The organism is Halomonas sp. THAF12, assembly GCF_009363675.1.
Taxonomy (GTDB): domain Bacteria; phylum Pseudomonadota; class Gammaproteobacteria; order Pseudomonadales; family Halomonadaceae; genus Halomonas; species Halomonas smyrnensis.
In genome coordinates, this window is record NZ_CP045399.1 from 3,234,005 (window position 1) to 3,257,066 (window position 23,062).

Annotated in this window: 19 protein-coding genes; 2 read left to right on the forward strand and 17 right to left on the reverse strand. The window is 69.0% G+C overall.

Annotation, left to right across the window (positions count from 1 at the left end; all coding sequences use genetic code 11):
• Nucleotides 1-81: 81 nt before the first annotated feature.
• Nucleotides 82-1,617, forward strand: coding sequence for an exopolyphosphatase (gene ppx / locus FIU88_RS14960; protein ID WP_152479751.1), 1,536 nt, complete (start codon nt 82-84; stop codon nt 1,615-1,617).
• Between the two features lie 6 nt (nt 1,618-1,623).
• On the opposite strand, the gene tilS is transcribed toward ppx, so the two are convergent.
• The 17 genes from tilS to rpsB all read right to left on the reverse strand — a co-directional run bounded on the left by tilS (nt 1,624) and on the right by rpsB (nt 21,966).
• Entirely contained in the window at nt 1,624-2,904 is a 1,281-nt protein-coding gene (tilS, locus tag FIU88_RS14965; RefSeq protein ID WP_152479752.1) for a tRNA lysidine(34) synthetase TilS, read from the reverse strand.
• A 196-nt stretch (nt 2,905-3,100) separates the two neighbouring features.
• Nucleotides 3,101-4,054 carry an acetyl-CoA carboxylase carboxyltransferase subunit alpha gene (locus FIU88_RS14970; RefSeq protein WP_016853464.1) on the reverse strand — a complete coding sequence of 318 codons (954 nt, stop codon included), beginning with the start codon at nt 4,052-4,054 and terminating at the stop codon, nt 3,101-3,103.
• Nucleotides 4,055-4,181: 127 nt separating this feature from the next.
• Entirely contained in the window at nt 4,182-7,691 is a 3,510-nt protein-coding gene (gene dnaE / locus FIU88_RS14975; RefSeq protein WP_152479753.1) for a DNA polymerase III subunit alpha, read from the reverse strand.
• Nucleotides 7,692-7,793: 102 nt separating this feature from the next.
• Nucleotides 7,794-8,405, reverse strand: a complete 612-nt coding sequence (gene rnhB / locus FIU88_RS14980; protein WP_016853462.1) for a ribonuclease HII — start codon at nt 8,403-8,405, stop codon at nt 7,794-7,796.
• On the reverse strand, nt 8,402-9,610 hold the full coding sequence (gene lpxB / locus FIU88_RS14985; protein ID WP_152479754.1) for a lipid-A-disaccharide synthase: 1,209 nt from the start codon (nt 9,608-9,610) through the stop codon (nt 8,402-8,404). Before lpxB ends, rnhB begins: the two co-directional genes overlap by 4 nt.
• Before the next feature lie 4 nt (nt 9,611-9,614).
• Nucleotides 9,615-10,382, reverse strand: coding sequence for an acyl-ACP--UDP-N-acetylglucosamine O-acyltransferase (gene lpxA / locus FIU88_RS14990; RefSeq protein WP_016853460.1), 768 nt, complete (start codon nt 10,380-10,382; stop codon nt 9,615-9,617).
• Complete coding sequence (fabZ, locus tag FIU88_RS14995; protein WP_026068244.1) at nt 10,379-10,822, reverse strand: 3-hydroxyacyl-ACP dehydratase FabZ; 444 nt, start codon at nt 10,820-10,822, stop codon at nt 10,379-10,381. The genes lpxA and fabZ overlap by 4 nt, the downstream gene beginning before the upstream one ends.
• A 104-nt stretch (nt 10,823-10,926) precedes the next feature.
• The gene (gene lpxD / locus FIU88_RS15000; protein WP_016853458.1) at nt 10,927-11,964 is read right to left on the reverse strand and encodes a UDP-3-O-(3-hydroxymyristoyl)glucosamine N-acyltransferase; all 1,038 of its coding nucleotides are present in this window, start codon (nt 11,962-11,964) and stop codon (nt 10,927-10,929) included.
• A 163-nt stretch (nt 11,965-12,127) separates the two neighbouring features.
• Entirely contained in the window at nt 12,128-14,485 is a 2,358-nt protein-coding gene (bamA, locus tag FIU88_RS15005) for an outer membrane protein assembly factor BamA (protein ID WP_172977726.1), read from the reverse strand.
• 87 nt (nt 14,486-14,572) lie between these two features.
• The gene (gene rseP / locus FIU88_RS15010) at nt 14,573-15,931 is read right to left on the reverse strand and encodes a sigma E protease regulator RseP (RefSeq protein ID WP_152479755.1); all 1,359 of its coding nucleotides are present in this window, start codon (nt 15,929-15,931) and stop codon (nt 14,573-14,575) included.
• A 33-nt stretch (nt 15,932-15,964) separates the two neighbouring features.
• Complete coding sequence (gene ispC / locus FIU88_RS15015) at nt 15,965-17,149, reverse strand: 1-deoxy-D-xylulose-5-phosphate reductoisomerase (protein ID WP_152479756.1); 1,185 nt, start codon at nt 17,147-17,149, stop codon at nt 15,965-15,967.
• Nucleotides 17,146-17,952 (reverse strand): phosphatidate cytidylyltransferase, encoded by an 807-nt coding sequence (locus FIU88_RS15020; RefSeq protein ID WP_152479757.1) that lies wholly within the window; start codon nt 17,950-17,952, stop codon nt 17,146-17,148. The genes ispC and FIU88_RS15020 overlap by 4 nt, the downstream gene beginning before the upstream one ends.
• Nucleotides 17,945-18,706, reverse strand: coding sequence for a polyprenyl diphosphate synthase (gene uppS, locus FIU88_RS15025; protein WP_152479758.1), 762 nt, complete (start codon nt 18,704-18,706; stop codon nt 17,945-17,947). The genes FIU88_RS15020 and uppS overlap by 8 nt, the downstream gene beginning before the upstream one ends.
• Nucleotides 18,707-18,778: 72 nt before the next feature.
• Entirely contained in the window at nt 18,779-19,336 is a 558-nt protein-coding gene (gene frr / locus FIU88_RS15030) for a ribosome recycling factor (RefSeq protein ID WP_026068241.1), read from the reverse strand.
• A 4-nt stretch (nt 19,337-19,340) separates the two neighbouring features.
• Entirely contained in the window at nt 19,341-20,105 is a 765-nt protein-coding gene (pyrH, locus tag FIU88_RS15035; RefSeq protein ID WP_016853451.1) for a UMP kinase, read from the reverse strand.
• 110 nt (nt 20,106-20,215) lie between these two features.
• The gene (gene tsf, locus FIU88_RS15040; protein ID WP_016853450.1) at nt 20,216-21,085 is read right to left on the reverse strand and encodes a translation elongation factor Ts; all 870 of its coding nucleotides are present in this window, start codon (nt 21,083-21,085) and stop codon (nt 20,216-20,218) included.
• A 137-nt stretch (nt 21,086-21,222) separates the two neighbouring features.
• Nucleotides 21,223-21,966: a 30S ribosomal protein S2 gene (rpsB, locus tag FIU88_RS15045; RefSeq protein ID WP_016853449.1), complete on the reverse strand. Its 744-nt coding sequence runs from the start codon at nt 21,964-21,966 to the stop codon at nt 21,223-21,225.
• 295 nt (nt 21,967-22,261) lie between these two features.
• Here rpsB and map point away from each other — a divergent pair, with 295 nt between their 5' ends.
• Nucleotides 22,262-23,053, forward strand: coding sequence for a type I methionyl aminopeptidase (gene map / locus FIU88_RS15050; protein WP_152479759.1), 792 nt, complete (start codon nt 22,262-22,264; stop codon nt 23,051-23,053).
• Nucleotides 23,054-23,062 lie beyond the last annotated feature (9 nt).

Here is a 23,062-nt window from a genome sequence, read left to right on the forward strand (position 1 = left end):
CGCGCCGGCCCCGCCCCGGCGCGATTGACAAGCCCGATGGACGACCGCAACCTTTTGGCCAGTCTCCCTGAAGGACCCGCCATGACTGCGCCTACGGACCGGCACGACGCCGATGCCAGCGAGCCCGAGCTCGCCCCCCGCCGACTCGCCGCCATCGATCTCGGCTCGAACAGCTTTCACCTGCTGGTGGCCAACTATCGGGACGACCGCCTGCAGGTCGTCGCCCGCCAGGGCGACAAGGTCCAGCTGGCCGCGGGCCTCGGCGACGACGGCTGCCTCACCGAGGAGGCCATGACCCGGGCGCTGGACTGCCTGGCCCGCTTCGCCCCCTTCCTCGAGGGCATCGCCCCGCAGGACCGGCGGGTAGTCGGCACCAACGCCCTGCGCGACGCCGACAACAGCCAGGCATTCATCGATCGCGCCGAGGCCCTGCTCGGCACCCGCATCGAGATCATCGCCGGCCGCGAGGAGGCCCGCCTGGTCTATCTCGGCGCCGCCCACGCCGTGGCCGAGGACGGCCGGCGGCTGATCGTCGACATCGGCGGCGGCTCCACCGAGTTCATCATCGGCGAACACTTCGAGCCCCAGGCCCTGGAGAGCCTGAGCATGGGCTGCGTGACCTTCACGCGACGCTTCTTCGACGGCGGCGAGATCACCGAGAAGCGCATGCGCCGCGCCGAACTGGCCGCGCTGTCCGAGCTCGCCAACATCAAGAAGCCCTTCCAGAAGCTCGGCTGGAGCGACCCGGTCGGCTCCAGCGGCACCATCAAGGCCGCCGCGGCGGTGATCGCCGCCGCCGGCAAGTCGCCCGAGGGCGTGATCACCCGCCAGGGCCTCGCCGACCTGCGCAAGCGGCTGCTCAAGTGCAAGCGCCTGGACAAGGTCGCCATGGACGGCCTCAAGGACGACCGCGCCCGGGTCTTCCCCGCCGGCATCGCCATCCTCGGCGCCATCTTCGAGGCCTTCGACCTGGAGGAGATGCGCTATTCCGACGGTGCCCTGCGCGAGGGCGTGCTCTACGACCTGGCCGGCCGCAACAGCCCCGAGGACTCGCGGCTCAAGACGCTGTCCAACCTCCAGCGCATCTACGGCGTCGACGCCCGTCAGGCCGACAACGTCGCCGCCACGGCGCTGGCGCTGTTCGCGCAGGTGCGCGAGGCCTGGCGGCTGGACGAGGATCAGGCGCGCTTCCTGGAGTGGGCCAGCCGGCTCCACGAGGTCGGCCTGGCGATCTCCCACAGCCAGTTCCATCGCCACGGCGCCTACCTGCTGGAGCACTCCGACCTGGCCGGCTTCTCGCGCCCCGACCAGCGCCAGCTGGCCTTCCTGGTCCGCGCCCACCGGCGCAAGTTCCCGCTCAAGGAGTGGCAGGCGCTGCCCGCCACCGAGCGCCCCGCCATGTCGCGGCTGGCCCGGCTGCTGCGCCTGGCGGTGATCCTCAACCACTCGCGTCCGGAACAGCCGCCCGACACGCCGACGCTGGCGGCCGACGACGAGGCCACGCTGCGGCTCGGCTTGGCGGAGGAACAGGAGCCCAGCCTGCTGCTCGCCGATCTGGAGCAGGAGGTCGGCTACCAGCAGGCCGCCGACCTGACGCTGATCCTCGACGCCGGCTGAGCCCGCTCAGCCGCTGCGCCAGCCCTCGGCGCAGGCCAGCCAGCCCGAGGTCCGCCCCACCGCGACCACGTCATCGCCACGCCAGGCGACGATCAGCCCGCCCCGCTCCCAGGGCGGCAGCCCCCACTCCTGCAGCAGGCGCTTGAGATCGCGGCGTCCCCGGCCCGTCAGGCGCAGCCGCTCGCCGCCCAGCCGCGGCGCCAGCGTCAGCCTGACCGGCTCCCCGTCCTCGCGAAGCAGCCCGCTCGCCAGCGGCCCCAGCGGCGTGGACAACGGCACGCGGCCGTCCCAGGCGGCCCGCCATTCGGCCGGCAGCGACACGACCGGCGCCAGCAGATACAGGCGCCCGCGCCAGACCCGCGCCTCGGCGCCCGCCCAGACGATGCGCACCTCGGCGTCGCCGCGCGCCTCGAGCTGGTCGAGCAGCGTCGCCAGCCGGGCGGCCGGCGGCCGCGGCAGCCCCCGTCGCTCGAGGCAGTGGCGGATCAGCAGCCGACGGCGCGGGATAGAGAGCCCGAGCAGGGCCTCGCAGGAAAGACGCGCGGGATCGCCGCCGAGTCGCGCCAGGTCCTCGGCGGCGAACTCCTCGAGCAGGCCGTCGGCCTCGCCGGCGAGCGCCGCGCTGCGCGAGAGCGCCGCCGCGGCGTCCGGCCAGCGCTCGGCCAGCCGCGGCAGCGCCCGGTGGCGCAGGAAGTTGCGGTCCAGGGCGGTGTCGGCGTTGCTCGGGTCCTCGACCCAGGCGAGAGCCAGGCGCCCGGCTTCGGCCTCCAGCGCCGCGCGGGAAGCGTCGAGCAGCGGGCGGACGAGGCGACGCCCGTCGAGGTCGCGCATCGGCGGCATGGCCGCTAGGCCGCGGGGGCCGGCGCCTCTAAGCGCGGCCAGCAGGAGGGTCTCGGCCTGATCGTCGCGATGCTGGGCCAGCCACAGGGTCTCGCCGGCGCCGACGCGGCGGGCGAAGGCCGCATGGCGCGCGGCCCGCGCCTCGCCCTCGAGCCCCCGCCCCGCCGAGGCATCGACCGCGACGCGCTCGACGAACAGCGGCACCCCGAGCCAGGCGCACAGCCGCCGGCAGTGACGCTCGAAGTCGTCGGCGGCGGCCTGCAGGCCGTGATGCACGTGCAGCGCCCGCAGCGGACGCGGATGACGCCGGCAGGCGTCGGCGGCCAGGGTCAGCAGCAGCGCGGAATCGAGCCCGCCGGAGAGCGCCACCCAGACGCCGCGCCCCGGCGGGGTCTGGGCCAGGGCGCTGTCGATCGTGGCTTGCAGGGAAGAAGACGCGAGGCTCATGGGCAGGAAAATGACTCAGAGGAAGCAGGGTGTGCCACCACCAAGGTGGCGAGACGGCATCCACCGAGTTCTCGGCCTCTTCGAGCGACGATCTGGCTAGGCGGAGAAGACCGAAGCCGCGGAGTTTACTTGCGGCTAAATGAGCAGGATGAGGTCTTCTCCAACACCGCCAGATCGAGCGCAGAAAGGCCCGATATCAGACGGGGGCGCCGTAGCTCATCAGGCGCTTGTACCGCCGCTCGAGCAGGTCGTCGGTCTCCATGCCCTCGAGGCGCTCGAGGCTCTCGGTCAGCGCGGTGCGGATGCGCTCGGCGGTGTCCACCGGCTTGCGGTGCGCGCCGCCCAGCGGCTCGGGGATCAGGGTATCGACGAAGCCCAGCTCCTTGAGGCGCTCGGCGGTGATGCCCATGGCCTGGGCGGCCTCGGAGGCCTTCTCGGCGCTCTTCCACAGGATGGAGGCGCAGCCCTCGGGCGAGATCACCGAGTAGGTGGAGTACTGCAGCATGGCCAGCTCGTCGCACACGCCGATGGCCAGCGCGCCGCCGGAGCCGCCCTCGCCCACCACGGTGGAGACGATCGGGGTCTTGAGCCGCGACATCACCGCCAGGTTGTAGGCGATGGCCTCGGACTGGCCGCGTTCCTCGGCGTCGATGCCCGGGTAGGCGCCCGGGGTGTCGATGAAGGTCAGCACCGGCATCCTGAAGCGCTCGGCCATCTCCATCAGGCGGCAGGCCTTGCGGTAGCCCTCGGGGCGCGGCATGCCGAAGTTGCGACGCACCTTCTCCTTGACGTCACGGCCCTTCTGGTGGCCGATGACCATCACCGGCTTGTCGTTCAGCCGCGCCACGCCGCCGACCAGGGCGGCGTCGTCGGCGAAGTTGCGATCACCGTGCAGCTCGTCGAAGTCGGTGAAGACGTGCTCGAGGTAGTCGAGCGTGTAGGGGCGCTGCGGATGGCGCGACAGCTGCGACACCTGCCAGGCGGTCAGATCCTTGAAGATCGACTCGGTGAGCTTGCGACTCTTCTCCTCGAGCCGACCGATCTCGTCGCTCAGGTTGACCTGGCTGTCGTTGCCGACCAGGCGCAGCTCCTCGATCTTGGCCTGAAGCTCGGCGATGGGCTGTTCGAAGTCTAGGTAGTTGGGGTTCATGGGATAGCCTTGTCTCGTCGGCCGAAGGGGCGACCGGGGGGAAGCGTCAAACGGCGTTCATTATCGCACCCTGACACGCCCACGCAAGGCGAGCCAGGGTGCCTGCACATTGTCGGAGCGACGCGAATCAACGGTAGCGCAGGCGCACACCGTCCTGGCCCTCGACCTCGCGCAGGGCGATCAGCAGCTCGTCGGAGGGCGTGACCCGCCACTCCTCGGCCAGCTCCAGCCAGCCGCTGGCCGCGGCGCTGCGGTAGCGCAGCCGCACCGGCAGGCCCTCGTCGCTGCGGTAGGGGGCGAGGCTGTCGCGCAGGCTGTCCACCAGCCGGCCGTTGGCGCGCTCGCCGTCCAGCGCCAGCTCCACCGCCTGGCCGTAGCGGGTGCGAGCGTCGACCATCGGCGTGATCTCCTTGCCGCGCAGGCGCAGGCCACCCGAGTAGTCATCGCTCTGTACCTCGCCCTCGACGATCAGCACCTGATCGGTGTCCAGGCGGCTGCGCACCTGGTCGAACAGCTCGCCGAACAGCGAGGCCTCGATGCGGCCGGTGCGGTCGTCCAGGGTGACGAAGGCCATGGTGTCGCCGCGCTTGGACTTCATGGTGCGCATGCCGACCACCAGCCCGGCCACGCGCTGGGGCTCTCGCGACGGCTTGAGGTCGCCGATACGGGTGGAGACGAAGCGCTCGAGCTCCTTCTCGTACTCGTCGATGGGGTGGCCGGTCAGATACAGCCCGAGGGTGTCCTTCTCGCCGCCCAGGCGTTCCTTGTCGGTCCAGTCGCGGGCGCCGCGATAGTCGGCATAGACGTCGGTGTCTTCCTCTTCATCGGAGGCGGCGAAGGCCTCGCCGAACATGTCCATCATGCCCAGGTTCTGGTTGGCCTGATTCTGGGCCGCGGCCTTGAGCGCGGCTTCCAGCGAGGCGGCCATCACCGCGCGGCTCGGCCCCAGGTTGTCCAGCGCCCCGGAGCGGATCAGCGCCTCCAGGGTCCGCTTGTTCATGCGCTTGGGATCGACCCGCTTGCAGAAATCGAACAGGTCGCGGAAGGCGCCGCCCTCCTCCCGGGCCTCGACGATGGCGCCGATGGGGCCCTCGCCGACGCCGCGGATGGCGCCCAGGCCGTAGACCACCCGGCCCTCGTCATCGACGGTGAACTTGTAGCCGCCGACGTTGACGTCCGGCGGCGTCACCGTGAGCCCGATGTGGCGGCACTCCTCGATCAGCGGCACCACCTTGTCGAGGTTGTCCATCTCGGTGGACATCACCGCCGCCATGAAGGGCCCGGGATAGTGCGCCTTGAGCCAGGCGGTCTGGTAGGACACCAGGCCGTAGGCCGCCGAGTGCGACTTGTTGAAGCCGTAACCGGCGAACTTCTCCACCAGGTCGAAGATGTTGCCGGCCAGATCCTTGTCGATGCCGTTCTCGGCACAGCCCTCCATGAAGCCGGCGCGCTGCTTGGCCATCTCCTCGGGCTTCTTCTTGCCCATGGCGCGGCGCAGCATGTCGGCCTGACCCAGGCTGTAGCCGGCCATCACCTGGGCGATCTGCATCACCTGCTCCTGATACAGGATGATGCCGTAGGTGGGCTCGAGCACCGGTTTGAGCAGCTCGTGCTGGTAGTCCGGGTGCGGATAGGCGACCTCGGCCCGGCCGTGCTTGCGGTTGATGAAGTCGTCGACCATGCCCGACTGCAGGGGCCCCGGCCGGAACAGCGCCACCAGGGCGATCATGTCCTCCAGCGAGTCCGGCAGCAGGCGCTTGATCAGCTCCTTCATGCCGCGGGATTCGAGCTGGAACACCGCCGTGGTCTCGGCCTTCTTGAGCATCTCGAAGGTCGGCTTGTCGTCCAGCGGGATGGCGTCGATGTTGAGCGGCCCCAGCCCTTCCTTGACGCGCACCTTGTCGACCATCTCCAGCGCCCAGTCGATGATGGTCAGGGTACGCAGCCCCAGGAAGTCGAACTTGACCAGCCCGGCGTCCTCGATGTCGTTCTTGTCGTACTGCACGCGCAGGCCGCTGCCGTCCTCGTCGCAGATCAGCGGCGAGAAGTCGGTGAGCTTGGTCGGCGCGATCACCACGCCGCCGGCGTGCTTGCCGGTACCGCGGGTGATGCCCTCGAGCTTCACCGCCATGTCCCAGATCTCCTGGGCCTCCTCGTCGGCGTCGAGGAACTCCTTGAGCTGGGGCTCGTCCTCGATGGCCTTGGCGAGCGTCATGCCGACCTCGAAGGGAATCAGCTTGGAGAGCTTGTCGCCCAGCGAGTAGGGCTTGCCCTGGGCGCGGGCCACGTCGCGCACGACGGCCTTGGCGGCCATGGTGCCGAAGGTGACGATCTGCGAGACGGCGTCGCGGCCGTAGCGCTCGGCCACGTAGTCGATCACCCGGTCGCGCTTCTCCATGCAGAAGTCGACGTCGAAGTCGGGCATCGAGACACGCTCGGGGTTGAGGAAGCGCTCGAACAGCAGGTCGTACTCGAGCGGGTCCAGGTCGGTGATCTTCTGCGCGTAGGCCACCAGCGAGCCGGCACCGGAGCCCCGACCCGGGCCGACGGGGACGTCGTTGTCCTTGGCCCACTGGATGAAGTCCATCACGATCAGGAAGTAGCCCGGGAAGCCCATCTGCAGGATGATGTCGAGCTCGAAGTCGAGCCGCTGGCGGTAGCGGGCATCGATCTCGGCGTACTCGTCGCCGTCGCGGGGATACCTTTCCTTCGGGTAGAGGAAGTCCAGGCGCTCGGTCAGGCCGTCGTGGGAGATCTTGCGGAAGAACTCGTCCTGGGTCATGCCCTCGGGGATGCCGTATTCCGGCAGGAAGATCTCGCCCAGGCGCACGTCGACGTTGCAGCGCGCGGCGATCATCACGCTGTTTTCCAGCGCCTCGGGGAGGTCCGAGAACAGCTCGGCCATCTCCTCGGGGCTCTTGAAGTACTGTTCCTCGGTGTAGCGACGCTCGCGGCGCGGGTCGTCCAGCGCCTTGCCCTCGCCGATCGAGACCCGGGTCTCGTGGGCCCAGAAGTCCTCGCGCTCGAGGAAGCGCACGTCGTTGGTGGCCACCACCGGGGTGCCGGTCTCGACGGCCAGGTCCACCGAGAGGTGCACGCACTCCTCCTCCAGCGGCCGGCCGGTGCGGGTCAGCTCCAGGTAGTAGCGCCCGGGGAAGGCGGCCTGCCATTCGTCGAGCAGGGCCCGGGCCTCGGCGTGGTGATCGGTCAGCAGGTGACGGCCGACGTCGCCCTCACGCCCGCCGGACAGGGCGATCAGCCCCTCGCTCTGCTCGAGCACCCAGTTCCGCTCCAGCAGCGCCATGCCGTCCTTCTGCCCCTCGACCCAGCCCCGCGAGATCAGCTCGGTGAGGTTGCGATAGCCCACATCGTTCATGGCCAGCAGCGTCAGGCGGTAGGGATGGGCCTCGTCATGGGGGTTGGCGAGCCAGAAGTCGCCGCCGATGATCGGCTTGAGGCCGGCCCCCTGGGCGCCGCCGTAGAACTTGACCAGGGCGAAGAGGTTGGCCTCGTCGGTGAGCGCCAGCGCCGGCACGCCCTGGCTGCCCGCCGCCTTGATCAGCGGCTTGAGACGCACCAGGCCATCGACCAGGGAGAATTCGCTGTGCACACGGAGATGAACGAAGGGAGCGGTCATGGCGGACTCGGGCTTGATGATGGAAATGGGTCGACGCTGTCACGGGAGCGGAGACCGGCCGGCACGGCCGGTCTCGACGCCCCGTCCAACAGGCTAGATGATCTAGAGCAGGTTCAGCTGGCGCTTGACGGGCGCGAAGGAGCGACGGTGCTCGGGCAGCGCGCCGAGGCGCGTCAGGGCGGCCAGATGCTCGGGCGTCGGGTAGCCCTTGTGGCGGGCGAAGCCGTAGTCGGGATGGCGCGCGTCCAGCGCCAGCATGTCGGCGTCGCGGGCCACCTTGGCCAGTATCGAGGCCGCGGCGATCGCCGGATGACGCGCATCGCCCTTCACCACCGCCTGGCCCGGCACATGATGCCCGGGGAGCCGATTACCGTCCACCAGCAGATATTCCGCGGCCGGCGACAGCGCATCGATGGCGCGCCGCATGGCCAGGTGAGTGGCGTGATAGATGTTCAGGCCATCGATCTCGTCGGGGCTGGCCTCGGCCACGGCGAAGGCCAGCGCCCGCTCGCGGATCCGGGCGTCCAGCGCCTCGCGGCGCCTGGCGGTCAGCTTCTTGGAGTCGGTCAGCCCGTCGATCGGCGCGGCCGGATCGAGGATCACCGCGGCGGCCATCACCGGGCCGACCAGCGGGCCGCGCCCGACCTCGTCGACCCCGGCCAGGTGCGTGCCGCGATAGTCGACGACCAGCGGCGGGAAGTCCTCGGCCTTCATGCGCCCTCCTCCAGCGTCTCGGGCGCCACCGAGGCCGGCAGCGCGCGGCGCGCCACCAGCGCCTCGACGGCGTCCACCGCGCGGCGGCTGGCGTCGCGCTGCAGGCCTTCGTGCATGGCCGCGAAGCGCGCCTCGAGGGCGTGGCGCGCCTCGGCGTCGTCGAGCAGTGAGGCGAGCTCGGCGGCGATGCCCTCGGGGCTGGCGTCGTCCTGGATCAGCTCCGGCACCAGCGCCTCCCGGGCGATCAGGTTGGGCAGCGAGATCCACTCGGTCTTGACCAGCCGCCTGGCCAGCCAGTGGGTCATCGGTGCCATGCGATAGGCCACCACCATGGCGCGGTGGCACAGCATGGCCTCCAGCGCGGCGGTGCCGGAGGCCAGCAGCACGGCATCGGCGGCCACCATGGCCTCGCGGGACCGGCCATCGACCAGGGTCACCCGCTCGCGCAGCGTCTCGCGGCCCTCGAGCAGCGCCTCCAGCTCGGCGCGCCGCGACGGGGTCGCGGCGGGAATCACCACCCGCAGCGCGTCGCGCTCGCGACACAGCCGTTCGGCGGTATCGAGGAAGGTCGCGCCCAGGAAGCGGATCTCGTTGGCCCGGGAGCCGGGCAGCACGGCCAGCAGCGGCGCCGCGTCGGACACGCCCCGGGCGGGCAGGCCGAGCGCCTCGCGAGCCTCGCCGCGGTCGTTGACCAGCGGCAGCTCGTCGGCCAGCGGATGGCCGACGAAGGCCACCGGCACCCGGTGGCGGGCGTAGAAGGCGGCCTCGAAGGGCAGGAAGGTCAGCATGGCGTCCACCGAGCGGGCGATGCCCTTGACCCGCCCCTGGCGCCAGGCCCACACGGAGGGGCTGACGTAGTGGGCGGTGGTCAGGCCGGCCTCGCGCAGCTGGCGCTCGAGCCCGAGGTTGAAGTCCGGCGCGTCGATGCCGATCACGATGTCGGGCCGCCAGTCGAGGGCATCCTGGCGCAGGGTGCGGCGCACGCGCACCAGGCCCGGCAGGTGCTTGAGCACCTCGACCAGCCCCATCACCGAGAGGGTCTCGAGCGGGAAGCGGCTGTCGATGCCCTCGGCGATCATGCGCGGCCCGCCGATGCCCCGGAACTCGACGCCCGGGTGGCGGGCCTTGAGCTCGCGCATCAGGCCGGCGCCGAGGATGTCGCCGGAGAGCTCGCCGGCCACCAGGTAGACGCGCGCGATCGTCATGGCGTCAGCGCACGATGCCGCGGGTCGAGGCCTCGATGGAGGCGACGAACGCCTCGGTTTCCGGCAGCGCGTACTGGGTGCGGATCTCGGTCAGCGCCTGCTCCACGGTCAGGCCCTGGCGATAGACCAGCTTGTAGGCCTCGCCCAGGGCGCGGATCGCCTCGTTGGAGAAGCCGCGGCGGCGCAGGCCGATGAGGTTGAGGCCGTGGGCCGCGGCAGGGTTGCCGTTGATCATCACGTAGGCCGGGGTGTCCTTGGTGATGATCGAGCCGCCGCCGGCCATGGCATGGTCGCCGAAGTGGCAGAACTGGTGGATCGCCGACAGGCCGCCGATGATCGCGAAGTCGCCCAGCTTGACGTGGCCGGCCAGGGTCACCTGGTTGGCCAGGATGCAGTCGTCGCCGATCACGCAGTCGTGGCCGACGTGGACGTAGGCCATGAACAGGTTGCGCGAGCCGATGGTGGTCTCGCCGCGATCCTGGACGGTGCCGCGGTGCAGGGTCACGCCCTCGCGCACGACGTTGTCGTCGCCCATCACCAGGCGGGTGGGCTCGCCGGCGTACTTCTTGTCCTGGCACTCCTCGCCGACCGAGGCGAACTGGAAGATCCGGTTGCGCTCGCCGATCAGCGTCGGGCCCTGGATCACCACATGGGGGCCGATGCGCGAGCCGGCACCGATCTCGACGTCGGCGCCGATCACGCTGAAGGGGCCGACCTCGACGTCATCGGCCAGGCGCGCGGCCGGATCTACGATGGCGGTGGGATGAATCAAGCGACCTTCCTCTCGGCACAGGTGATCTCGGCCTCGCAGGCGACCTCGCCGGCCACGCTGGCCTTGCACTGAAACTTCCAGATACCGCGCTTCTCGCGGATCACGTCGGCGCGCAGTTCCAGCTGATCGCCGGGCATCACCGGGCGCTTGAAGCGGACGTTGTCGCTGCCCACGAGGTAGTAGACGTAACCGTCGGCGGGCAGCTTGTTGACCGTCTTGAAGCCGAGGATGCCGCAGGCCTGGGCCAGCGCTTCCACCACCAGCACGCCCGGCATGATCGGGTGATGCGGGAAGTGGCCATTGAAGAACGGCTCGTTGATGCTGACATTCTTGTAGGCAACGATGGATTCGCCGTGGGTAAGCTCCGTCACCCGGTCCACCAGCAGGAAGGGATACCGGTGGGGCAGATACTCACGAATCTCGTTAATGTCCATTACCATCGTAGCAACCTCTGAAATGACAGAATGCCCCGCATCGCGGGCGCGACCGTCGCCGCGCGCGTGGCGACGGACGGGCGGGGATTATACCGCCCGAGGGGGCGGCCTCAAGCATCGCGCCCGGCTTTTTCCAGGCGATTCAGCCGGCGGGCGATGTCGTCGAGCTGCTTGAAGCGCACCGCACTGCGACGCCACTGGGCATTCTCCATGGCCCCGGTCCCGGAAGAGTAGACCCCCGGCTCGTGAATCGAGTTGGTGACCAGGCTCATGCCGGTGACCTGGACGCCGTCGCACACCGTCAGGTGGCCGGACAGCCCCACGCCGCCGCCCAGCATGCAGTGCCGCCCGACCCGGGTCGAGCCGGCGATGCCGACGCAGCCGGCCAGCGCGCTGTGGGCGCCGACCTGCACGTTGTGGGCGATCTGCACCTGGCTGTCGATCTTCACATCCTCGCCGATCACGGTGTCGCCTAGGGCGCCGCGGTCGATGCTCGAGCAGCTGCCGACCTCGACGTCATCGCCCAGCACCACGCCGCCGAGCTGGGCGATCTTGTGCCAGCCGGCCCCGTCATGGGCGAAGCCGAAGCCGTCGCCGCCGATCACGCAGCCGCTGTGCAGGATCACCCGCGCGCCGATGCTGACCCCATGGTAGACGGTCACGTTGGCGTGCAGCCGCGACTCGGCGCCGATCCGGGTGTCGGCGCCGACCACGCAGCCGGGCCCGATCACCACGCCGTCGCCGAGCTCGACGCCGGCCTCGATCACCGCCTGGGGGCCGATCACCACGCCCTCGCCCAGCCGGGCATCCTCGGCGACCGTCGCCGAGGGATGCACGCCCGATGCCTCGCGGCCGGCCAGCGGGTCGAACAGCCGCGACAGCTGGGCATAGCCCAGATAGGGATTGTCGAGGGTCAGGCAGGGCACCGGAGATTCCCCGGCATGGCTAGGGTGCAGCAGCACCGCCGCGGCGCGGGTCTCGGGCAGGTCCTTGAGGTAGGCGCGGTTGGCCAGGAAGGCGATCTGATCGGGCCCGGCATCGCGCAGCGTGGCCAGGCCACGCACGCGGCGCTCGCCGTCACCCTGGAGGCCGGCCCCCAGCTGCGTGGCGATCTCGGCCAGCGTCAGGGAAGGAGAGTCTTGTGTCATGGGAACCCGATGTCGGTTGGGAAAACACTCTGCGCTGGCGACGGCCGCCGCGCCGGTTCGATATCGATGGGCCCCGACGGCGTCGATGACGCGAGTCGAGGCCCCGGAGCCGTGGCATCGCCGCCTCCCCCGTTCCGGACGAGGCGGCCCGCCGGCGGCCGGACTAGAAGGTCTGACCCAGCGAGAACTGGAAGAACTGGGTATCGTCGTCGCTCTCGGCATTGAGCGGCTCGGCGATGCTGAAGGTCAGCGGGCCCACCGGGGTCAGCCAGGAGACGCCGAGGCCCACGCTGTAGCGCAGCTCGCCCAGGTCGACGCCGGAGCTGCAGTTCGACTGACCGGCCTCCTCGTCGCGCACCTCGTAGCAGTCGGTGAGGAAGGTGTTGCCGGCGTCCAGGAACACCGAGGGCTGCACCGAGCGCTTGTCCTCGACGAAGGGCATCGGGAAGATCAGCTCGGCGCCGCCCTCGATCAGCACGTTACCGCCCAGGGTGCGGTCCTCGTCGTCGTCGCTGTCGGTGGGCGGCGTGGTGCTCGGCCCCAGGGTGTTGCTGGTGAAGCCGCGCACCGACCCCAGGCCGCCGGTGTAGAAGTTCTCGTAGAACGGATAGGGGCCGTCACCGATGCTGTCGGCATAGCCCACCTCGCCGCGCAGCTTGAACGACCAGGTCTGTTCCTCGTTCATCGGGAAGAACTGCCGGGCGCGGGCGCGCAGCTTGTAGTACTCGGAATCGCTGCCGGGCACCGCGGTCTCCAGCGACAGGCGCTGGTAGTTGCCGGCGGTGGGCATGATGCCGCGGTTCAGGTCGTTGCGGGTCCAGCTGGCGGTCAGCTTGAAGGCCTGGGCGTTGTCGCCCTCCTCGTCGACGTAGCGCTGGATCTCCGAGGCCGTGTCGTCGTAGGTCTCGATGGTCAGGTCCTCGACGTCGGCCCCGAAGTTGAGCCGGGTCAGCTCGTTGATCGGATAGCCGAAGTTGATGCCGCCGCCGTAGGCATCCGTCGAGTAGGTCGAGATGTCGGAGTCCTCGTAGTCGGTCTCGCGGTAGAACAGGTTGTAGCCGCGGGAGATGCCGTCGAGGGTCCAGTAGGGATCGGTGAAGCCGAAGTTCAGGTTGGTGTAGGTGTCGCTGCGCTGGGCGCCGATGTTGACCCGGTTGCCGGTGCCCAGGAAGTTGTTCTGGGACAGCGAGGCGCCGTAGATCACGCCGGCGCTCTGGGAGAAGCCGATGCTCGCGGAGATCGAGCCGGACGGCTGCTCCTCGACGTTGTAGGTCACGTCGAGCTGGTCGTCGGAGCCGGCCACCGGCTCGGTCTGCACCTCGACCTGCTTGAAGAAGCCCAGCCGCTCCAGGCGCTCGCGGGACTGGCTGATCGACTCGGTGGAGGCCGGCGCGCCCTCCATCTGGATCATCTCGCGGCGCAGCACCTCGTCCTGGGTGGTGGTGTTGCCGACGAACTCGATCCGGCGCACGTAGGCGCGGTTGCCCGGCTGAACGCGGAAGGTCAGGTCGACGGTGCCGTCGCTGCGCGTCTCGGGGATGCCATCGACGTTGGCGAAGGCGAAGCCTTCGGCGCCGAGCCGCGAGCGCAGCGCCTCGGAAGAGGCGGTCACGTCGCTGCGCGAGAAGACCTCGCCGCTCTGCACCTCGAGCAGCTCCCGGGCCTCGCGCTCGGGGATGCGCAGGTCGCCGGCGAAGTCGATGTCGCCGAGGCGGTAGCGCTCGCCCTCGCTGACGTTGATGGTGATGAAGATCTTCGACTTGTCGGGGCCGATGGAGACCTGGGTCGACTCGATGGCGAAGTTGACGTAGCCGCGATCGAGGTAATAGGAGCGCAGTCGCTCCAGGTCACCGGACAGCGCCTGGCGCGAATATTCGTCGCTGGAGAACCAGCCGAAGAACCAGCCCGGCTTGTCCTCGAGCTCGAGCACGTCGCGCAGGGTCTCGTCGTCGATGTCCCGGTTGCCGACGATGTTGATCTGGCGGATCTTGGCCACCGCCCCTTCATCGATGTCGATGTTGACCTGAACGCGGCCCTGGCCCAGCTCCTGGACCTCGGTGTCGATGCTGGCACTGTAGCGGCCCTGGGCCTGATAGACCCCGGACAGCTCGCGCTGGATCTCTTCCAGGGTGGAGAGCTGCAGCACCTGCCCCTCGTCGAGGCCGGCCTCGCGCAGGCCGTCACGCAGATCCTGCTCGGGAATCTGGCTGTTGCCCTCGATGTTGAGGCTGGTGATGGTCGGGCGCTCTTCCACCTCGATGATCAGCACGTCGCCGTCGCGGGCCAGCTGGATGTCCTCGAACAGGCCGGTGGCGAACAGCTGTCGGGCCGCCTCGGCCAGCTCTCGGTCGTCGACGGTGTCCGGGGCATTGACAGGAAAGGCATTGAAGACGGAGGCCGCCGATACGCGCTGCAGCCCCTCCACTCGTATGTCCTTTACGTCGAAGGTTTCCGCCTGTGCCGTGCCGCTGCCGGCACCGGCGAGCAGCAGCGCCGCCAGTCCGATGGTCTTGATCTTCATGCAGTCGATTCGCTCGCGTTGATCTGCCTACCTGTCCAGACAGGCACCTTATACATTTGCACGGGTAACTGACAAGCCAGGGGCCGGCTACCAGAGCCGCATCAGGTCGAAATACAGCGCCATCAGCATCAGGGTCCCGACCAGCGTCAGGCCGACGCGCAGGCCGATCGCCTGGGTCCGCTCCGACACCGGCCGCCCCCGGGCCGCCTCCACCAGGTAATACAGCAGGTGGCCACCATCGAGCACCGGGATCGGCAGCAGGTTGAGCACACCGAGGCTGATCGACAGGTAGGCCAGGAAACTGATGAAGCTCTCCAGCCCCGAACGGGCGGAATCACCGGCAATGCGGGCGATGGTGATGGGCCCGGAGAGGTTGGACGGCGAGATCAGCCCGACCAGCATCTTGCGGATCGAGTCCAGCGTCAGCACGGTCATCTCGCCGGTACGCGACACCGCCTGCCCCACGGCGGCCAGCGGCCCATAGCGGATCTCGCGGCGATACTCTTCCGGCCACGAGACCGACGCGACGCCGGCGCCCACGTGGCCGACGGTGGAGCCATCTTCGAGGGTCCGGGGTCGCGGCGTCAGCGACAGCGAACGCCGCTCGCCGTCGCGGTCCACGCTCAGCGACAGGGTGTCGCCGGGGCGGCCGCGGACGCGCTGGACGAAGTCGCTCCAGTCGGCCACGGGCTCGCCGTCGATGGCCAGGATCTCGTCGCCGGCCGCGAGACCGGCCTCGGCGGCCGGTTCGCCCTCGACCACCTGGCCGAGCACCGCGGGAAGGGTCGGCCGCCAGGGGGTCACGCCGAGGGTCTGCAGCGGCCGCGGCGGGTCCTGGCGCACCAGCCAGTCCTGCACCGGCAGGCGATGCTCGCTGGCCCGGCTGTCGCCCTCGTCGCGGGCCTTGACCGTCAGCTCGCCGCTGGCGCCGATGGCCGCGACCAGCTCGAGATTGATGTCTTCCCAGGAATTGACCGCTTCGCCTCGCACCGCGGTGATCTCCTGGCCGGCGACCAGGCCGCCGCGGGCGGCCGGCGAGTCGGGCGCGACCTCGCCGATCACCGGCACCACGGTGGTGGTGCCGGCCACGAACAGCAGCCAGTAGGCGACCAGCGCCAGCAGGAAGTTGGCCACCGGGCCGGCGGCGACGATGGCGATGCGCTGCCACACGCCCTTGTGGTTGAAGGCCAGGTGACGCTCGTCGTCGGGGACCGGCGCCTCGCGCTCGTCGAGCATCTTGACGTAGCCGCCCAGCGGAATGGCCGCCACGGCGAATTCGGTGCCGTGGCGGTCGACCCGCGACCACAGCGGCTTGCCGAAGCCCACGGAGAAGCGCAGCACCTTGACGCCACAGCGCCGGGCGACCCAGAAGTGGCCGAACTCATGGAAGGTGATCAGCAGGCCAAGCACCACGATCACGGCCAGCACGTTCTGGATCAGACCCATGGCTATCTCCGGTAAAGTTGACGAAAGGAGGCGCTAGCGGCGCCCCAGCCAGGCCTCGGCCTCACGGCGCGCCCGGGCATCGGCGGCGAGAATCCCTTCCAGCGCATCGGCGGGCTCGAGCGGGCAGGCCTCGCGCACCCGCGCCACCAGCTCGCCGATCCCGGCGAAGCCCAGCCGGCCGTCGAGGAAGGCCTCCACGGCCACCTCGTTGGCGGCGTTGAGCACCGCCGGCGCCGTGCCGCCGTCCGCCATGGCCTCGCGGGCCAGCCGCAGGCAGGGGAAGGCGGCCTCGTCGGCGGGCTCGAAGTCGAGCCGCGCGATCTGGAACAGATCCAGCGCCTCCACGCCGGCATCGATGCGCTCCGGCCACGACAGCCCGTAGGCGATCGGGGTGCGCATGTCCGGGTTGCCCAGCTGGGCCAGCACCGAGCCATCGGCATAGGCGGCCATCGAGTGGATCACGCTCTGCGGGTGCACCACTACCTGAATCTGCGACGGCCGGGCATCGAACAGCCAGCAGGCCTCGATCAGCTCGAGGCCCTTGTTCATCAGGGTGGCGCTGTCCACCGAGATCTTGCGCCCCATCGACCAGTTGGGATGGGCGCAGGCCTGCTCGGGGGTGACCCCGGCCAGCGCCTCGGCCGACCAGCCGCGGAAGGGGCCGCCGGAGGCGGTCAGCAGCAGCTGGGTGACGCCGTGGCGCGCGAGCCCGCCGCGATGCTCGACGGGTAGACACTGATAGATGGCATTATGTTCGGAATCGATCGGCAACAGGGTCGCGCCGTGACGGTCCACGGCGTCCATGAACAGCGACCCGGACATCACCAGCGCTTCCTTGTTGGCCAGCAGTACCCGCTTGCCGGCGCGCACCGCGGCGAGCGTCGGCAGCAGCCCGGCGGCGCCGACGATGGCCGCCATGACCACCTCGACCTCCGACGCCTCGCTGACCTCGACCAGCGCCTCGGGGCCGCAGCGCACCTCGGTGGCGAGCCCCGCCTCGCCCAGCCGCTCGCGCAGCCAGGCGGCGTCTTCCTCGCGATCGAGCACGGCCAGCGCCGGGGCATGGGTCCGGCACTGCGCGAGCAGCGCCTCGCGGGAACGGTGGGCGGTCAGGGCATGGACGCGATAGCGGTCGGGGTGTCGCGCCAGCACGTCCAGGGTGCTGGCGCCGATCGAGCCGGTGGCGCCGAGAACGGTGACGGCCTGGGGCTGGCTCATGCGCCGAACCCTCCGACCTGCAGCAGCGCGAACAGCGGCACCGCGGCGCACAGGCTGTCGATGCGATCCAGCACCCCACCGTGACCGGGAAGCAGCTGGCTGGAGTCCTTGATGCCGCGGTGACGCTTGAGCATGCTCTCGAGCAGGTCGCCGACCACCGAGGCCAGGGTGACCACCGCGGTCGCCGCCAGCAGCGCCAGGGTCGCGCCGAACGACAGGGCCTGCCAGTCGGCGAACACCAGCGCCAGCAGCTCGGTCACCACCAGCCCGCCGATCACGCCCTCGCGGGTCTTGCCGGGGCTCACGCGGGGCGCCAGCTTGCGCTTGCCGAGCGACTTGCCGACGAAGTAGGCGCCGACATCGGCGCCCCACACCAGCAGCAGCACGAACAGCAGCCACACGCCGCCGGCCTCGCGCAGCGCGTTGAAGCCGACCCAGGCCGGCAGCAGCACCCACAGCCCCATGGCCAGGCGCATGCCGGTGGAGCCCCACTGCGCGAGGCGCGACGGATAGCCGACCACCCAGCGCAGGTTGAGCAGCCAGCCCAGGGCGCCGAGCCACAGCACCCAGCTCGCCTGGTGCTGGCCGGTCAGGCCCAGCAGCGCCATCAGGACGGCGAGGCCCAGCACCGGCTTCAGCCGGCGGGCGCCGGCCTCGAGGCCGGCCAGATTGGCCCATTCCCAGGCCCCGAGCAGCACGATGGCCGCGGTGAACAGCGCGAAGGCGACGCCGTCGAGCCCGAACAGCCCGACCAGCGCCAGCGGCGCCAGCCAGGCGGCGGTGAGAATGCGTTGTTTAAGCACCTTGCTGAGCCTCGACCTGGTCGTCGGTCATGCCGAAGCGGCGCTTGCGCCCGGCGAAGTCGGCCAGGGCCGCGTCGAAGGCGTCGCCGTCGAAATCGGGCCACAGCAGCGGAGAGAAATAGAGCTCGGCGTAGGCCAGCTGCCAGAGCAGGAAGTTGGAGATGCGCTTCTCGTCGCTGGTGCGGATGCACAGGTCCACCGGGGCGGTGAGACTCAGCTCGGCCCCGATCGCCGCCTCGTCGATCGCCTCGGGGGCCAGCTCGCCCGCGGCCACCCGCTCCCCCAGCCGCCGGGCCGCCTGGGCGATGTCCCACTGGCCACCGTAGTTGGCGGCGATCACCAGATGCAGCCCACGGTTGTCGCCGGTCAGCGCCTCGGCCTGCTCGATGTGCTTCTGGATGGAGGACGAGAAGCCGCTGCGATCGCCGATCACCGAGAGGCGAATGTCGTGCTGATGCAGCTTCTTGACCTCACGCTTGAGCGCGATCAGGAACAGCTCCATCAGGGCGTTGACCTCGACGGCGGGCCGCTTCCAGTTCTCGCTGGAGAAGGCGAACAGCGTCAGGGTCTCGATGCCGCGCTCGGCGGCCCGGCGGATCACCGCACGCACGGACTCGACGCCGGCATGATGGCCGCGCACGCCGGACATGCCGCGGGCCTTGGCCCAGCGGTTGTTGCCATCCATGATGATGGCGACGTGATGCGGCAGGCGGTCCCCGTCGGCTCGGGGCTGGGGAGACTGGGGTGACGTCATGATGTCTCGCATGGCGGGTGGGACGGGGCATTCCATGAACGACGGCACCCGGAGGTGCCGTCGGCCCGTCCGTCAGACCTGCATCAGGTCGTGTTCCTTGGTTTCCAGGGTCTTGTCGATCTCGGCGACGACCTTGTCGGTCAGCTTCTGGATGGCATCCTCACCCTGACGCGCCTCGTCCTCGGTGATGTCCTTGTCCTTCAGCAGCGCCTTGATGTCGCCGTTGGCGTCGCGGCGCACGTTGCGCACCGCCACCCGGGCGTTCTCGGCTTCCTGACGCGCCTGCTTGATGTAGCCCTTGCGAGTCTCCTCGGTGAGCATCGGCATCGGCACGCGGATCACGTTGCCGGCGCTCGCCGGGTTGAGGCCCAGCTCGGCGGTCATGATGGCCTTCTCGACCTTCGGCACCATCTGCTGCTCCCAGGGCACCACGGTCAGGGTCCGGGCGTCCTCGATGTTCACCGAGGCCACCTGATTGATCGGCACCTGGCCGCCGTAGTAATCGACGGTCACCGCCTCCAGGATGCTGGGATGCGCCCGGCCGGTGCGGATCTTGTTGAAGTTGTGATGAAGAGAGTCGAGGCTCTTCTTCATGCGACTTTCTGCGTCCTTCTGGATCTCGTCAATCACGTTCTCACCCTCTGTCAATCAGCGTGCCTTCCCGGCCGCCTACCACCAGGTTCAGCAGCGCCCCCGGCTTGTTCATGTTGAACACGCGTACCGGCATGTCATGGTCCCGCACCAGGCAGATGGCGGTCAAATCCATGACCCCGAGCTTCTGGTCGATGGCGTCATCGTAGGACAGCTGCTCATACTTGACCGCATCGGGATACTTGACCGGGTCCTTGTCGTACACCCCGTCCACCTTGGTGGCCTTGACCACCACGTCGGCGTCGATCTCGATGCCGCGCAGGCAGGCCGCGGAGTCGGTGGTGAAGAAGGGGTTGCCGGTTCCCGCGGAGAACATCACCACGTCGCCGGAGGTCAGGTAGCGGATCGCCGTGCGGCGGTCGTAGTGCTCGACCACGCCGCTCATGGGAATCGCCGACATCACCCGCGAACGGATGTTGGAGCGCTCCAGGGCGTCACGCATCGCCAGGGCGTTCATCACCGTGGCCAGCATGCCCATGTGGTCGCCGGTGACCCTTTCCATGCCCGCTTCGTGCAGCGCGGCGCCGCGGAACAGGTTGCCGCCGCCGACCACGATGCCGACCTGAACGCCGATGCCGACCAGCTGGCCGATCTCCAGCGCCATGCGGTCGAGCACCTTGGGGTCGATGCCGAATTCGGCGTCGCCGGTCAGGGCCTCCCCGGACAGCTTGAGCAGGATGCGCTTGTACTTAGAGACCTCGGCGCGAGGCTTGTCGGTCTTGGTGGAAAGTGGCTCGGCACTGCTCATGGCATGTCTCCCGGAAACTCGAGGAATCTGGATGGCCGGATGCACCGGCCGGATACGCGAAGGCGTGCGCTCTCGCGCACGCCATCTTCATGCTGGAACCGGCTGGCGCCTTAGCTGCGCTGCGCCTGTTCCATGACTTCCTTGGCGAAGTCGACCTCTTCCTTCTCGATGCCCTCGCCCACTTCGAAGCGGGTGAAGCCAATGACCTCGCCACCGGCGGCCTTGACGTACTCGGCCACGGTCTGGTTCGGGTCCTTGACGAAGGCCTGCTCGGTCAGGCTGTTCTCGGCCAGGTACTTCTTCAGGCGGCCCTGGACCATCTTCTCGGCGATCTGCTCCGGCTTGCCGGCCATGTCCGGCTGGGCCAGGATGATCGCCTTCTCGGCGTCCAGCTTGTCCTGCGGCATGTTTTCCGGCAGCGCGACGGCCGGGTTGATGGCGGCCACGTGCATGGACACGTCCTTGGCGGCCTCGGCGGTGCCACCCTTGAGGGTGGTCAGCACGCCGATGCGGCCGCCGTGGACGTAGGCGCCCACCAGACCGCCTTCCGGTGCGTCGACGACGACGCTGCGACGCACGCCGATATTCTCGCCGATCTTCTGCACCAGCTGCTCGCGGGCTTCTTCCAGCTCGCCTTCCATGATGGCGGCGACGTCTTCGCTCTTGGCGGCGAAGAAGGCATCGGCCACGCGGTCGGCAAAGGCGGTGAAGTTGTCGTCGCGGGCGACGAAGTCGGTCTCGGAGTTGATCTCGACCATCACGCCATAGCTGCCGTCTTCGGCAACGCGGGTGACGACGGCGCCTTCGGCGGCGGTACGGCCGGCCTTCTTGGCGGCCTTGAGACCGGAGTTCTTGCGCAGGTTCTCGATCGCGGTGTCGATGTCACCGCCGGCCTCGGTGAGGGCCTTCTTGCACTCCATCATGCCGAGCCCGGTGCGCTCGCGAAGTTCCTTGACCTGAGAGGCGCTGATAGCTGCCATGGTAGTGTCCTCTGAATGGTTCGACCTGAAATAATAGCGGGGAAGAAGAGAGAAAAGGGGGCCTGAGCCCCCTTGCGCCTGCTCGGCGAGCCGTCACCGAAGCGACGGCAGTCGGGCCGACCCAGGCGGGCCGACGATCACTCGGCGGCGTCGCCCTGGCTCTCTTCGGCTTCGGTCACCTCGACGAACTCGTCCGGACGACCTTCCTTCGCACGACCGCAGGCGTCGGCGATGGCCTTGACGTAGATCTGGATGGCGCGGATGGAGTCATCGTTGCCCGGGATCACGTAGTCGACGCCATCGGGGTTGGAATTGGTATCCACCACGCCGATGACCGGAATGCCCAGCTTGTTCGCTTCGTTGATGGCGATGCGCTCGTGATCGACGTCGATCACGAACAGGGCATCGGGCAGGCCGCCCATTTCCTTGATACCGCCCACGGACCGCTCGAGCTTGTCCTGCTCGCGGGTCGCCATCAGCACTTCTTTCTTGGTCAGCTTCTCGAAGGTGCCATCCTCGTGCATGGCCTCGAGCTCGCGCAGACGCTTGATGGAGACGCGAATGGTCTTGTAGTTGGTCAGCATGCCGCCGAGCCAGCGGTGGTTGACGAACGGCTGACCGACGCGGGTGGCCTCTTCCTTGACGATCTTGCTCGCGCTGCGCTTGGTGCCGACGAACATGATCTTGTTGTTGGCCGCAGCCATCTTCTCGACCACGTCGATCGCCTCGTTGAGGGCCGGCAGGGTGTGCTCGAGGTTGATGATGTGAATCTTGTTGCGAGCGCCGAAGATGAACTTGCTCATCTTCGGGTTCCAGTACTTGGTCTGGTGACCGAAGTGGGCGCCTGCTTTGAGCAGGTCACGCATGTTGACGTGTGCCATGGATGACTCCTGAAAAATCGGGTTAGGCCTCCACGCACCCCATGGATCCGACCGTCGCGTCATCGAGGATGGCCACGACAGCACCCGAGACCATGTGCCGGTGCATGTGTGTTTTCAAGGCATTGCGTTGATTGACGTACTCCCCTGGGGGTCGCCGAGGCGCCGAGGACTCGGCGAGGCTCCGCGATTGCAGGAAAGCGCGCAGCTTTATACCATGGATCACTCCCAAGATGAAGTCGCCCGACGCCTCCCGCGCCCTCGAGCCCGGCGACACCACCTCCGATTCCGAGATTCCATGAACGTACCCATCAAAACGCCCGACGAGATCGAGAAGATGCGTGAAGCGGGCCGCCAGGCCGCCAGCGTGCTCGAGATGATCGCCCCTTACGTCCAGGCCGGCGTCAGCACCGGCGAGATCGATCGGCGCTGCCACGACTACATCGTCGACGAGCTCGGCTCCACGCCCGCCCCGCTCAACTATCACGGCTTCCCCAAGTCCGTGTGCACCTCGATCAATCACGTGGTCTGCCATGGCATCCCCGACGACGGCAAGAAGCTGAAGAAGGGCGACATCATGAATCTGGACGTCACGGTGAAGACCCGGGACGGCTACCATGGCGACTCCAGCGTGATGTTCATCGTCGGCGAGAGCATCCAGGGCAGCCGCCTGTGCCGCGTCACCCAGGAATGCCTCTACAGGAGCATCGCCCTGGTGCGTCCCGGCGTGCGTCTCTCGGAGCTGGCCCGCGCCATCCAGCAGCACGCCGAGGCCAGCGGCTACTCGGTGGTGCGCGACTTCTGCGGTCACGGCATCGGCGCCGGCTTCCACGAGGACCCGCAGGTGCTGCACTACGACGGCTATGCGCCGGAGGCGGACATCGCCCTCGAGGAAGGCATGTGCTTCACCATCGAGCCGATGATCAACGTGGGCGACCACCGCACCAAGGTGCTGCGCGACGGCTGGACCGCGGTCACCAAGGACAAGGGCCTCACCGCCCAGTGGGAACACACCCTGCTGGTCACCGCCAACGGCGTGGAGGTGCTGACCGCGCGCAGCGACGAAGACCTCTCCTTCCTCGCCCACTGAGCCGGCCGC

Excerpts from the sequence above, each read along its gene's own strand:
- ppx (WP_152479751.1), top strand. The coding sequence starts at position 82 with ATGACTGCGCCTACGGACCGGCACGACGCCGATGCCAGCGAGCCCGAG.
- tilS (WP_152479752.1), bottom strand. The coding sequence starts at position 2,904 with ATGAGCCTCGCGTCTTCTTCCCTGCAAGCCACGATCGACAGCGCCCTG.
- FIU88_RS14970 (WP_016853464.1), bottom strand. The coding sequence starts at position 4,054 with ATGAACCCCAACTACCTAGACTTCGAACAGCCCATCGCCGAGCTTCAG.
- dnaE (WP_152479753.1), bottom strand. The coding sequence starts at position 7,691 with ATGACCGCTCCCTTCGTTCATCTCCGTGTGCACAGCGAATTCTCCCTG.
- rnhB (WP_016853462.1), bottom strand. The coding sequence starts at position 8,405 with ATGAAGGCCGAGGACTTCCCGCCGCTGGTCGTCGACTATCGCGGCACG.
- lpxB (WP_152479754.1), bottom strand. The coding sequence starts at position 9,610 with ATGACGATCGCGCGCGTCTACCTGGTGGCCGGCGAGCTCTCCGGCGAC.
- fabZ (WP_026068244.1), bottom strand. The coding sequence starts at position 10,822 with ATGGTAATGGACATTAACGAGATTCGTGAGTATCTGCCCCACCGGTAT.
- lpxD (WP_016853458.1), bottom strand. The coding sequence starts at position 11,964 with ATGACACAAGACTCTCCTTCCCTGACGCTGGCCGAGATCGCCACGCAG.
- bamA (WP_172977726.1), bottom strand. The coding sequence starts at position 14,485 with ATGAAGATCAAGACCATCGGACTGGCGGCGCTGCTGCTCGCCGGTGCC.
- rseP (WP_152479755.1), bottom strand. The coding sequence starts at position 15,931 with ATGGGTCTGATCCAGAACGTGCTGGCCGTGATCGTGGTGCTTGGCCTG.
- ispC (WP_152479756.1), bottom strand. The coding sequence starts at position 17,149 with ATGAGCCAGCCCCAGGCCGTCACCGTTCTCGGCGCCACCGGCTCGATC.
- uppS (WP_152479758.1), bottom strand. The coding sequence starts at position 18,706 with ATGACGTCACCCCAGTCTCCCCAGCCCCGAGCCGACGGGGACCGCCTG.
- pyrH (WP_016853451.1), bottom strand. The coding sequence starts at position 20,105 with ATGAGCAGTGCCGAGCCACTTTCCACCAAGACCGACAAGCCTCGCGCC.
- tsf (WP_016853450.1), bottom strand. The coding sequence starts at position 21,085 with ATGGCAGCTATCAGCGCCTCTCAGGTCAAGGAACTTCGCGAGCGCACC.
- rpsB (WP_016853449.1), bottom strand. The coding sequence starts at position 21,966 with ATGGCACACGTCAACATGCGTGACCTGCTCAAAGCAGGCGCCCACTTC.
- map (WP_152479759.1), top strand. The coding sequence starts at position 22,262 with ATGAACGTACCCATCAAAACGCCCGACGAGATCGAGAAGATGCGTGAA.